At 68.3% G+C, this 11,999-nt stretch carries 12 protein-coding genes and 1 tRNA gene; 11 read left to right on the top strand and 2 right to left on the bottom strand.

What is annotated here, in order from left to right:
• Positions 1–54 precede the first annotated feature (54 nt).
• The 10 genes from V3328_RS13920 to V3328_RS13875 all read left to right on the top strand — a co-directional run bounded on the left by V3328_RS13920 (position 55) and on the right by V3328_RS13875 (position 9,982).
• A complete protein-coding gene (locus V3328_RS13920) occupies positions 55–990 on the top strand; it encodes an ABC transporter substrate-binding protein (RefSeq protein WP_452303570.1) in 936 nt (311 codons plus the stop codon).
• Position 991: 1 nt separating this feature from the next.
• Positions 992–1,906 (top strand): ABC transporter permease, encoded by a 915-nt coding sequence (locus V3328_RS13915; RefSeq protein ID WP_340330279.1) that lies wholly within the window; start codon positions 992–994, stop codon positions 1,904–1,906.
• A gap of 14 nt (positions 1,907–1,920) precedes the next feature.
• The gene (locus V3328_RS13910; protein WP_340330278.1) at positions 1,921–2,715 is read left to right on the top strand and encodes an ABC transporter ATP-binding protein; all 795 of its coding nucleotides are present in this window, start codon (positions 1,921–1,923) and stop codon (positions 2,713–2,715) included.
• Positions 2,716–2,750: 35 nt separating this feature from the next.
• Entirely contained in the window at positions 2,751–3,080 is a 330-nt protein-coding gene (locus V3328_RS13905) for a YciI family protein (protein ID WP_340330277.1), read from the top strand.
• A complete protein-coding gene (locus tag V3328_RS13900; RefSeq protein WP_340330276.1) occupies positions 3,077–4,561 on the top strand; it encodes a 3-oxoacyl-[acyl-carrier-protein] synthase III C-terminal domain-containing protein in 1,485 nt (494 codons plus the stop codon). The genes V3328_RS13905 and V3328_RS13900 overlap by 4 nt, the downstream gene beginning before the upstream one ends.
• Positions 4,561–5,763 carry an acetyl-CoA acetyltransferase gene (locus V3328_RS13895; RefSeq protein ID WP_340330275.1) on the top strand — a complete coding sequence of 401 codons (1,203 nt, stop codon included), beginning with the start codon at positions 4,561–4,563 and terminating at the stop codon, positions 5,761–5,763. Before V3328_RS13900 ends, V3328_RS13895 begins: the two co-directional genes overlap by 1 nt.
• A gap of 16 nt (positions 5,764–5,779) precedes the next feature.
• Entirely contained in the window at positions 5,780–6,931 is a 1,152-nt protein-coding gene (gene argE / locus V3328_RS13890; protein ID WP_340330274.1) for an acetylornithine deacetylase, read from the top strand.
• Between the two features lie 158 nt (positions 6,932–7,089).
• Positions 7,090–8,130 (top strand): TRAP transporter substrate-binding protein, encoded by a 1,041-nt coding sequence (locus V3328_RS13885; protein ID WP_340330273.1) that lies wholly within the window; start codon positions 7,090–7,092, stop codon positions 8,128–8,130.
• A gap of 12 nt (positions 8,131–8,142) precedes the next feature.
• On the top strand, positions 8,143–8,691 hold the full coding sequence (locus V3328_RS13880) for a TRAP transporter small permease (RefSeq protein ID WP_340330272.1): 549 nt from the start codon (positions 8,143–8,145) through the stop codon (positions 8,689–8,691).
• Positions 8,681–9,982, top strand: coding sequence for a TRAP transporter large permease (locus V3328_RS13875; RefSeq protein WP_340330271.1), 1,302 nt, complete (start codon positions 8,681–8,683; stop codon positions 9,980–9,982). The genes V3328_RS13880 and V3328_RS13875 overlap by 11 nt, the downstream gene beginning before the upstream one ends.
• 263 nt (positions 9,983–10,245) lie before the next feature.
• On the opposite strand, the gene V3328_RS13870 is transcribed toward V3328_RS13875, so the two are convergent.
• Both V3328_RS13870 and V3328_RS13865 read right to left on the bottom strand, forming a co-directional pair.
• Positions 10,246–10,322, bottom strand: a tRNA-Arg gene (locus V3328_RS13870).
• Positions 10,313–10,513: a hypothetical protein gene (locus V3328_RS13865; protein ID WP_340330270.1), complete on the bottom strand. Its 201-nt coding sequence runs from the start codon at positions 10,511–10,513 to the stop codon at positions 10,313–10,315. The genes V3328_RS13870 and V3328_RS13865 overlap by 10 nt, the downstream gene beginning before the upstream one ends.
• 385 nt (positions 10,514–10,898) lie before the next feature.
• Here V3328_RS13865 and V3328_RS13860 point away from each other — a divergent pair, with 385 nt between their 5' ends.
• Positions 10,899–11,441 carry a hypothetical protein gene (locus V3328_RS13860; protein WP_340330269.1) on the top strand — a complete coding sequence of 181 codons (543 nt, stop codon included), beginning with the start codon at positions 10,899–10,901 and terminating at the stop codon, positions 11,439–11,441.
• Positions 11,442–11,999 lie beyond the last annotated feature (558 nt).

The following is an 11,999-nucleotide window of genomic DNA, read 5'->3' as shown; positions in this document are numbered from 1 at the left end:
GAGCCGAAAATGAACAGGATGAAGGTGGCCGGTCTCACCCTGGCCGCGCTGACGATGGGACTGATGGCGATTTCACCGGTCACGGCGCGCGCCGACGACAAGGTCGTCGTCAAGCTGAGCTACATCGTCGACCACCCGGCGATCGAGGCGACCAAGAACGGCATCCTCGCGGTGCTCGAAAAGGCCGGTTACGTGCCCGGCGAGACGATGGACCTGGAGGTGCAGAGCGCCCAGGGCAGCATGCCCACCCAGGTGCAGATCAACACCAAGTTCGTCGGCGACGATCCCGACCTGATCATCGCCATCTCGACGCCGAGCGCCCAGACGGCGATGTCGGCGACCTCCGAGATCCCGGTTGTCTTCGCCGCCGTCACCGATCCGCTCTCGGCGGGCCTCGTCGACAGCTACGGGGCGCCGGGACGCAACCTCACGGGGTCCAGCGACATGACGCCGATCGACAAGCACCTCGCATTGGTGAAGCGCATCGTGCCGGACGCCAGGACCATCGGCGTCATCTACAACGGCGGCGAGGCGAACTCCGTCGCGCAGGTCGACGTCGTCAAGGAAGAGGCCGAAAAGGCCGGCCTCGCCGTCGTCGAGGCGACCGCCGCCCAGTCGAGCGGCGTGCTCGACGCCGCGCGCAGCCTCGTCGGCAAGGTCGACGCGATCTACATTCCCACCGACTCCACCGTCGTCAGCGGCATCGAGGCCGTGGTGAGGGTCGGCGGCGACGCCGACATTCCGGTGATCGCCGCCGACACGGGTTCCGTCGAGCGAGGCGCCATCGCGGCGCTCGGCTTCGACTATGCCGACATCGGCGCGGCGGCCGGCGAAAGCGCGGTGGCGATCCTCAAGGGCGCCGACCCGGCGGCCCTGCCGGTGCGCTTCGTCGACAAGCTGGAGCTCTACCTCAATCCGGGCTCGGCAAAGGACATGGGCGTCGAGCTGCCGGAAGACCTGCTGGGCGAAGCCACGACGGTCGTCCAGTAGCATGACGCTGTTCGCCCTCATGGGAGCGATCGAGGCCGGCCTGATATTCGGTCTTGTCGCGATGGGTGTCTTCCTGTCGTTCCGGGTCCTCGACTTTCCCGACCTGACGGTGGACGGCAGCTTTCCGCTCGGCGCGGCGATAGCCGCCGTCTCGATCATGCACGGCATCGATCCGTATCTCGCCACGCTGTTCGCCGCCATTGCGGGATACGCAGCCGGCTTCGTGACCGCGCAGCTCAACGTGCGGCTCAACATTCTCCACCTGCTGGCGAGCATCCTGGTGATGATGGCGCTCTATTCGGTGAACCTGCGGATCATGGGCCGGCCGAACCTGCCGCTGCCCGCTTCCGACACCGTGTTCTCGCCGCTGAGCGGCCTGCCGATCCCCGGCTACCTGTCGATGCCGATCGCGCTGTTTGCGATCGTCACGCTTGGCAAGTTCGTGCTCGACTGGTTCCTCGGCACCGAGGTCGGGCTGGCGCTCAGGGCGACCGGGGCCAATCCGCGCATGGCCGCCGCCCAGGGCATCGACCGGGCGCGCATGCTGCCGCTCGGGCTCGGCATCTCCAATGCCTATGTGGCGGTCGCCGGTGCGCTGTTCGCCCAGTCGCAGGGCTTCGCCGATGTCACCATGGGCGTCGGCGTCATCATCATCGGGCTTGCCTCCGTCATCGTCGGCGAGACCGTGATGTCGGTGCGCACCATCTTCCTGGCCACCGCCGCGGCGATCGTCGGCAGCGTCGTCTACCGGATCGTCATCGCCTTCGCGCTGAACCTCGATGCCATCGGCCTGCGCGCCCAGGACCTCAACATCGTCACGGCCGTCCTCGTCGTCGCCGCGATCGCGGCCTCACGCTTCCGGAAGCCGTCGCTTGCCGGGCTCAAGGCGGCAAGCCCCCAGAAGCAGACTTCTTGATAGGGGGCAAGGGCATGCTCGAAGCCGCCAACGTCAGCGTCGTCTTCAATCCCGGCACGGCGCTCGAGAACCGCGCCCTGCGCGGCGTCTCGCTGAGTATCGGCGAAGGCGAGTTCGTGACCGTGATCGGCACCAACGGCGCCGGCAAGTCGACGCTGCTCGGCGTCTTCGCGGGCGACGTGATGCCCGCATCAGGCAGCGTCCTGATCGACGGCGACGACGTCACCCGCCAGACCGCCTGCCGGCGCGCCCGCCGGCTCGGCCGCGTCTTCCAGGACCCGCGCGCGGGAACCTGCGAGGGCCTGACGATCCTGGAGAACCTCGCCGTTGCCGCCCAGCGCACGCGCGGCCGGACGCTTCGGCCCGGCGCGCCGCGCGACCGGATCGCGCACTGGAAGGAGCGGCTTGCCGGCCTCGGTCTCGGCCTTGAGAACCGGCTCAACGACCGGGTCGGCCTGTTGTCGGGCGGCCAGCGACAGGCGCTCAGCCTGCTGATGAGCTGCCTCGTCCCCAACAAGGCGCTGCTGCTCGACGAGCACACCGCGGCACTCGACCCGAACGCGGCGGCAAACGTGCTGCGCCTCACCGACGAATTCGCGGCGCGCGACAAGCTCACCGTCCTGATGGTCACCCACAGCATGGCCCAGGCGCTCGCCCACGGCACCCGCACGATCATGCTGCACGAGGGCCGGATCCTGTTCGACCTGACCGGCGAGGAACGCCGTTCGATGACGGTCGCCCACCTGCTGGACCTGTTCCAGCAGATCCGCGGCGACACGGTCGAGGACGACGCCATGGTACTGGGGTGACGCCTGACGTGCCTGAACATTGGGATGAGAACCAAATGCCCTTCCACATCACCTGTCTGGACGACCCCGCCAAGCCCGGCCTGCGGCAGAAGACCCGCGCCGAACACCTGCGCTACATGATCGCCCACAAGGACCACATCCTGTTCGGCGGCCCGATGCGGGTCGAACCCGACGGACCGGTGGTCGGCAGCGCTTTCGCGCTCGACTACGAGACGCGCGCCGAGGTTGACGCCTTCCTCGCCGGCGAGCCGTACTACCTGGCCGGTCTGTTCGAATCCGTCGTGGTGCGCGCCATTGCGGTGATGGTTCCCGAACGCGCGCCTGGCTTTCTCGAACAGGAACTCGAACGCGAGCTCGGCAAGTGACCGGGATCGCCGCGATCGGCACCTATCTGCCCCGTGCCCGGCTGGAGCGTTCAAGCATCGCCGAGGCCGTCGGCTGGCTCGCGCCGGGCCTCGCCAGGAGCGCGTCCGGCCAGAGGACGCTCGCCTTCTGGGACGAGGATTCCACGACGATGGCCGTGGCGGCGGCGCGCGATTGCCTGTCTGGCAGCGCCGGCAGGGATGCGGGCGATCGCATCGCCTCGCTCGCTTTCGCGACCACCACGCCGGCCTTCGCGGAACGGCAGAACGCCAGCGTCGTCCACGGCGCCCTCAGGCTGCCGCCCGATTGCATCGCGCAGGACGTCACCGGCACGCCGAGGGGTGCGCTGGTCACACTGCACATGGCGCTCGAAGCCGCCAGCGCCGCACTGGTCGTCGCCGCCGACCGGCCGGTCTCGCGCGCCGGCAGCGCCGACGAGATGCAGCTTGCCGACGGTGGCGCGGCGGTCTTGACGGGAGCCGGGCCGGGCCTGCTCGCCTATCTCGGCGGGGCAAGCCTCACCTCGCCCTTCGCCGACCGGTACCGCCGGACCGGATCGGACTTCGCCACGGTCTGGGAGGAACGCTGGGTGCGCGAGGAGGGCATCCTCAAGCTCGTTCCCGACGCGATCGCGCGGGCGCTGGGCCGGGCCGGCGTCGGCGCCGGGGACATCGACCTGTTCGTCTTTCCGGGCACCATTCGCGGCATCGGTTCCGCCGTTGCAAAGAAGGCCGGGCTGGGCAACGCCCGGATCGCGGATACGCTGGCGGCACGATGCGGCGACACCGGGACCGGTCACGCGCTGCTGATGCTCGCCGCCGCCATGGAGGAGATCGAGCCGGGCGAGCGCATCCTCCTCGCGCAGTTCGGCCAGGGGGCGACCGCTCTGGTGTTCGAGGCGACGGAGGCGATTGCGGAGCGGCGTCCGGCGGTCTCCGCGCAACTCGACGCCGGGATACCGGAGCGCCATTATCTGAAGCTGCCAGTCTTCTGCGGGCTCCTGCCCTGGGAGAAAGGATTGCGCGGGCGCGGCGGCGTCAACGAGGCGCTGTCGGTTGCCCATCGTTACAACGATGCGCTGCTCGGCTTCGTCGGCGGGCGCTGCCGGGAGACCGGCGCCGTGCAGTTCCCGCCCTCGAGGATCAGCGCCAACCCGCAGGCGCCGCTCGCCGACACGCAGGACCCCTATCCTCTGGCCGACCGCCTCGGCCGCATCGCGTCCGTGACCGCAGACGGCCTCGCCTTCTCGCACCAGCCGCCGGCCTGCTACGGCCTCGTCGATTTCGACGGTGGCGGGCGCCTGATGATGGAGTTCACGGACCCGGACGCACAGGCGATGCGCATCGGCGATGCGGTGCGGTTCGTCTTCCGGATCAAGGATGTCGACGAGCAGAACGCCTATCTGCGCTACTTCTGGAAGGCGGTGCCAGCCAGCGCTGCCTCCCGCGCAGCAACCGACGAAGCCGACCGCCGGAGCGCCTGATGCCATCGGGACTGAAAGACAGGGTCGCCATTCTCGGCATGGGCTGCTCGAAGTTCGGGGAGCGCTGGGACGTCGGCCAGGAAGAGCTGATGGTCGAGGCCTATCTGGAGGCGCTGGCGAGCGCCGGCATCGACCCGACGCAGATCGACGCGGCCTGGTATTCCTCGCACTACGACGACATCGGCGCCGGCAAGTCCGGCACGCCGATGGCGCAGGCCTTGCGGCTGCCCAACATCGGGGTGACGCGGGTCGAGAACTTCTGCGCCGGCGGCACCGAGGCGTTCCGCGGCGCTGTCTTCGCGGTCGCCTCCGGATCGGCCGACATTGCCCTGGCGATGGGAGTGGAAAAGCTGAAGGACACCGGCTTCGCCGGCCTGCCGACCGCCTCGCGCGGCACCTTCGTGCCGATGTACCTGCCGACCCACACCAATCCCGGCAACTTCTCGCAACTCGCGTCCGCCTATTCCGCGCGCCACGGCATCGCGCGCGACGACCTGAAGCGGGCGATGGGCCATACCTCGGCCAAGAGCCACGCCAACGCGGTTGCGAACCCTAAGGCGCATCTGAGGAAGGACATCACGATCGAGCAGGCGATGTCCGCGCCGATCGTTGCCGAGCCGCTTGGGCTGTTCGACTGTTGCCCCGTCTCCGACGGTGCCGCCTGCGCCATCGTCACGACGCCCGACATCGCCCGCGGGCTCGGCAAGACGCCGCTGGTGACGGTGAAGGCGATCCAGCTCGTCACCTCGAACGGCTGGGAAATGCAGCAGGGCGGCTGGGACGGGTCCTATGTCCACACGGCCCGGATCGCCGCCAGGCGCGCCTATCACGAGGCCGGTGTCGCCGATCCTCGCGCCGAACTGAGCTTCGTCGAACTGCACGATTGTTTCTCTATCACCGAACTCGTTACGCTCGAGGATCTCGGCTTCAGCGCCGAGGGCGAAGCGTGGAAGGACATGCTGGACTGCACCTACGATATCGACGGCAGGCTGCCCTGCCAGGTCGACGGCGGCCTGAAGTGCTTCGGCCATCCGGTTGGCGCCAGCGGGCTGCGCATGCTCTACGAATGCTGGCTGCAACTGACGGGCCAGGCCGGCGGGCGCCAGCTCGACGCGCCGCGGCTGGCCCTGACCCACAATCTGGGCGGCGCGCCGGCCCAGAACGTCTGCTCGGTGACCATCGTCGGCACCGGCGAGCGGTAGGTCGGTCGCGACCGGCATGGCAGGCGACACGCTCGATTTTCTTGACCGGCTCGTCGGCTTCGACACGGTCTCCTCGAAGTCGAACCTCGACCTCATCGACTGGGTGGGCGACCTCGTCGCGGCCAAAGGCGCGCGACTGCGGCGGACCTACAACGACGAGCGCACGAAGGCGAACCTGCTGGTGAGCATTGGCCCCGTAGACGTCCCGGGACTGCTTCTGTCCGGGCACTCCGACGTGGTGCTCGTCGACGACCAGCAGTGGTCCACCGACCCGTTCAGGCTCACCGAAAAGCACGGAAGCGTGTTCGGCCGCGGCACGGCGGACATGAAGGGATTCGTCGCCTGCTGCCTGTCGATGCTGACCCGCCTCGATCCCGCCACGTTGAGACGCCCCGTGCATCTGGCGCTGTCCTATGACGAGGAACTCGGCTGCCGCGGGGTGCCGCGGCTGGTCGACGATCTCGTCGCCTCGACAGCGCTGCCGGCGGTCGCGGTGGTCGGCGAACCGACGCTGATGCAGGTCGCAACCTGCCACAAGGGCGCGCGCGTCTACGAAACGGTATTTACCGGGCTCGAGGCGCATTCCAGCCAGAGCCAGATCGGTGTCAGCGCGAACGTCCACGCAGCCCGCTTCATCCTGCATCTCGAACGCATCTTCGGGGAGCTCGCGACCCGGCGATCGGGTGCGCGGGGCCTGGTACCGGATACTTGTACCTTCAATGCGGGCGTGATGTCCGGTGGGACGGCCGTGAACATGATCCCGCGATCGTCGCGGCTTCTCTGGGAGTTCCGCGACATACCGGAGGTCGATGGCGACCTCCTGGAGGAGACGCTGCTTGCTCACCTGTTCGGACCCGCGACGGATGCAATGCGGATGGGTTGCGCGGGGGCGCGGATCGACACCGAACGGCTCGCCTGCGTCCTGCCGCTCGATCCCGCGGGGACCGGTCCGGCCGTCGAACTGGTGCGGCGCCTCACCGGAATATCGGGCGACGGCGCCGTGGCGTTCGGCACCGAAGCCGGCAACTTCCAGAACGCAGGAATTCCCGCCGTGGTCTGTGGTCCCGGCACGATCGCCGTGGCGCACAAGCCGGACGAGCACGTCGCGCTGTCGCAGCTTGCCGCAGCCGACCGCTTCCTCGACGATCTCGCGGCCTGGATAACGTAGTCCCGTCAAGTCGTTGACCTTTCAGGTCAGAACGGCGCCCGTAAACCGGCTGTCTATTAATAGAACGAACGGACGATTTTTCTTGTGGCACGTACCGGACTTCGAATAATAATGAATTCAAAGAACGAACGATCAGTCTATTGCAAGGGAGAAATGCCATGACCAGACGCAGATGCGTACCGGCGATCACGCTGTGGGTCGCCGCGGCGCTGCTTTCGGGCGCTGCTTTCAGCCAGCCGGCTACAGCCGAAACCACGATGACATTCTCGCATTTCGTGCCGACCGGACATCGCGTCCACGCCGGCGCGGAGATGTGGGCGAAGTCCATCGAGGAAGCCTCCGGCGGTGACATCAAGGTCCGGATCTTCCCAGCCCAGCAACTCGGCAAGGCGGCCGACCACTACGACATGATCGCCAGTGGCCAGGTGGGCGCCGGCTGGTTCGTCTCGGGGTATTCGCCGGGTCGCTTCCCGATCATCGAAGCGGGCGAGCTGCCGTTCCTGATGACGGATGCCGCCACCGGCGCCCGCGTGCTGCACGAGTGGTACGCCGAAAAGGCCAGGGAAGAGATGCCCGAGATCAGGTTCTGTCTCTTCGCCACCCACGATCCCGGCCGCATCCACACTAGGGCGAAGGTCGAGACGATCAGCGACCTGAAGGGCATGAAGATACGTCCGGCCTCTGCCAGCGTCGGCAACTATCTCGCGGCCCTGGGCGCCATTCCCGTGAAGCTCGCGGCACCCGAGGCCCGGCAGGGCGTCGAGCGGGGCGTGGTCGACGGCGTCACCTTCCCCTGGAACACGATCATCAATTTCGGGCTCGCCGAAGACCTCGTCCACCACGTCGACCTGCCGTTCTACGTGCCGATGGCGATGTACGGGGTGAACCCGGCCTTCTATGAAAACCTGAGCCCTGAAAACAGGAAGGTCATCGACGATCACTGCACGCCCGAATGGTCCGAGCGCATCACCAGCGACTGGGCCACCTGGGAACAGGACGGCCGGCAGGAGCTCGAGGACATCGGCGGCCACACGATCGTGACAGTCGCGCCGGAGGACCGGGCGCCGTGGGTCGAAAAGGCGCAGGGCCTGTACGCGGATTGGGCCGCGCAGGTCGATCAGCGCTACGGTGACGGCGCGGCCGGGCCGATGATGGAGGATCTTCAGGCCCGCCTGTCGCAGGCCGGCGCGGGTTTCTGATCCGGGTAGCCGATGGCTTCGCGTTCGATCTTCGCAGTGCTGGAGAGGGTCGCAGATCTCGTCGCGGCCCTCTCGCTTGCCCTTGTGGCCCTTGTGACGGCGGCCGCCATCGTCCTGCGGGCGTTCGGCGCGAACCTGCCCGATGCCATCGATTTCTCCAGCATGCTCATGGGCGTGATGGTCTTCTGGGCGGCGGCGGTCGCGTTTCGTCACGACGACAACGTCCGCGTCGAGTTCCTCGGATCGGTCGCGCCGCCACCCGTCCGGCTCGCCATCCGCGTCTTCGCCAATCTGGTGACGGCCGCCTTCATGGTGCTAATGGCGGTTGCCGGGGAGCGGCAGTTCGCCCTCGTCCTGCGCAGCCGCGAAGTCACTCCGGAGTTGCGCTTCGAGCTATGGCCGTTCGCCGCGGTCGCCTGGGCGGGGCTCGTCCTCACGGCCCTGATGGCGGTTGCGCTGGCTCTCGGCTGGTTCTCTTCAAGGCACCGCCGCTCTGCCCCCGGCGACGCGCCCGGCCGGCCCGGGCACCTGGTCGGACAGGGAACCCTCCATGGCGAATGAACTGCTCGCCCCCGTCGGCTTCGCCGCCCTGTTTGCGCTGATGGTGCTGCAGGTGCCGATCGGCATCGCCATGGCGATCGTCGGCTTTGCCGGGTACGCGACGGTCGTCGGCTTCGGGCCGGCGATGTCGGTCCTGGCGAGCGCCCCGATCCGCACCGCATCCGACCCGGCGCTGGCGCTCTTGCCGCTGTTCATCCTGATGGGCGTGGCGGCGTTCCGCTCCGGTATCAGCGCCCGGCTGTTCGACGCCGGCCTGAAGACGCTCGGCCACTGGCGCGGCGGTCTCGCCCTCTCGACGATCGCCGCCAGCGCCGGCTTTGCCGCGATCTGCGGGTCGTCGGCGGCCGGTGCCGCGACCATGACCAGGATCGCGCTCAAGCCGATGAGGGACAGCGGCTACGACGAGGGGGTGGCCGCGGCGACTATCGCGGTCGGCGGAACGCTCGGCATCCTGATCCCGCCCTCCGTCGCGCTCGCCGTGTTCGGGATCCTCACCGAACAGGACATCGGGCGGCTCTTCGTCGCCGGCCTGGTGCCCGGCATCCTCGCCGTCGTCATGCACATGGGCGTCATTGCGATCATCTCGCGGGTCTCGCCGGAGAGCCTGCCGCAGGGCGCCCGGTTCGGCTGGCGCGACCGGCTTGCCGCCTATGCGAAGATCTGGCCGATCGTGCTGATCTTCCTGCTCGTGCTCGGCGGCATGTACTACGGCTACTTCACCCCCACGGAGGCCGCGGCGATGGGCGCGATCTTCACGCTCGCCATCGGCGTCCTGCGCGGCCAGCTTCCGATCCGCGAGATCGGCGGGGCGCTGGTCGAAACCTGCCGCACCTCCGCGTCGATCTTCCTGATCCTGATCGGCGCCGTGATGTTCGGCTACTTCCTCGCCGTGACCGGGGCGCCGCACATGATCGCCGGATGGATCGGCACCCTCGACCTGCCGCCGCTGGTCATCCTGGCCCTCATCCTGTTCGGATACCTGATCCTCGGCTGCTTCCTCGACAGCCTGGCGATGATCGTGCTGACCGTGCCGATCATCTTCCCGATCATCCAGCATCTCGGCTTCGACCCGATCTGGTTCGGGGTGCTGGTGGTCATCACCATCGAGCTCGGCCTCATCACCCCGCCGGTCGGCCTGAACGTATTCGTCATCAAGAGCATGGAGACCAGCCTCCCGCTCGGCGCCATCTACAGGGGCGTGCTGCCCTTCGTGGGAATGGAAATCCTGCGCCTCGCCCTGCTCACCGCCTTCCCCTGGCTGGTCCTCGCGCTGCCGAACTCGATGCGATGAAGTCTCGGGGAGGCCTGTCGCGACAGTTTCCGCATTCCGCCGCGGACCGTGCGTGCGTCTTCGAAAGCCGTGCGTCAATCGCGCATCACATCGCTGCGTCCACGACTGCCGGTATCGGCTGTGCGCGGCCCGGCAACGACTTTGGCGACCACGCCGTATGAGCATTTCGACGGGATCGGGCGTCTACCAAAGCCGTCCTCGCACGAACAGCCTCCGAGGGCCTGGAAACGTCTGCGCCCGTAGTTCTCTCTTTTGTTCGGGAATGGCGCACCCGACAGGATTCGAACCTGTGACCTCTGCCTTCGGAGGGCAGCGCTCTATCCAGCTGAGCTACGGGTGCATGGCGCCGGATGCGGGCGGACCATAGGGGATTGCGGCGCGCCGTTCAATCGTTTCGCGAGGCGACGGCTCGCGCGCCCGATGGGCGAGGGCGGCGAGCATCGCGCCGACCGGCTGCTCCGCCTTCTTGCCCCGTCTCAACCGCAATTCGGTGGCCGCGATAGCCAGCGGCCCGGCGGTGTCCGCGCGCATGTCTGATACGCGGAGGCCTGCGGAGGTCTCTCTTGGGGCAAACGGCCGGTCCGCCGTGTCCGCCTTCGCTCCGGCACGCCCCGCCCTGTTCGGACGTGCCTCGCTGCGGGCTGTAACGCGGGATAGGGGCGAGAGGAGGCATTCGAGGATCTCCGCCGCGCCGGATCTTTCGCCAGCCGCATTCGGCAACCGACCGGGCAACATCGCAACTGCTGCGCGCGGCATCCGGGAGAACCGCCGGAGGCCCACCCTGCAGCCGGCAATTGCGGCGACCGCCGGGATTCGCCCGGAACATTGCCGCGGCCTCTCGCGTTGTCCGGGAACACCGGACCCATGACGACCCGCATGGCGGGAGCCCGAAAACGAAAAACGAAGAGAGTATGTGATGCGTAGACGATCGATTCCATACGCCGCGATGGCCTGCGGCGCCCTCGCCCTTGTGGGCCTCGGCAGCCTCGCGGCGCCGCAGGCGCGGGCCAGCGGCGAGGAAGCCTACCTGCAGCGGTTCGCCGGCCAGTGGAGCGCCAGCGGCAAGGTGCGCGAGAACGCCCAGGCGAGCAACCGGCAGGTCAGCTGCGCGCTCGAGGGGTCCAGCTCCGACACCGGCGCGGCGATCCGCGGCACCTGCCGGGCGCTCGGCATCTTCACCCGCGACATCAGCGTCGAACTGCGCTTTGAGCCGCAGACGGGCCGCTATTCCGGCGTCTACAACGGATCGCCGGCCGGCCCGGTGCAGCTGTCGGGGACGCGCAGCGGCAACGTGCTGACGCTGGACGCGACCTGGCCGAAGGAGATCAACGGCGACCGCGCGGCAACGATGATCATCCGCAACCCGCAGCCGGGCCGCTTCACCTTCCTGGTCGTCGACCGGGTCGAGGACGGCGGGCCGATCGAGACGATGACCAACCTGACGGTCGCCGCGCTGTAGACGCCGCCGGCGAGCCGGGCAATGCGGCGGCACCAGCGTGCCGCATCGGCGACGAACTGCCGGCGCTGAAGCGCCAGCCGAAGGCAGGCGAAGCCGCTGCGGCAACCACCGCACGCTCCGCTCGCCGAACCTCGCTGCGCGCCCCGCCCCCGACCCCTCCCCACGAGGGGGAGGGGAGTTGTGGTGGCCCAGGTCATTGCCCTGTCGACATTATCGCCGAGGGGACGCGCTGCCGCAGGCAGCGCGGTCCGTGTCCGTCGGTCCGCTCCGGATTGCGCGGAGAGCGGTCAATCGAGCCTCCGCTTCGACCCGACAGCAGTCTCGTCTATCCATCCGGCCGGCAGTACAGCGCCACCACGTGCCGCGCTTCGGCGAAGAAAAGCCAGCGCTCGAGCACCATCTCCGAACACCGGCGGCACGCAGGCGTCCTCGGATGCGGCGAACGCCGCACGCTTCGCTCGCCGAAGCTCGCTGCGCGCCCCACCCCCGACCCCTCCCCACGAGGGGGAGGGGAGTTGTTGTGGCACGGCTCACGTCTACTGCTCCCATGTGTGGAAG

It is taken from the genome of Microbaculum marinum (assembly GCF_037855135.1).
Taxonomy (GTDB): domain Bacteria; phylum Pseudomonadota; class Alphaproteobacteria; order Rhizobiales; family Tepidamorphaceae; genus Microbaculum; species Microbaculum marinum.
This window is presented reverse-complemented; position numbering and strand designations above follow the sequence as displayed.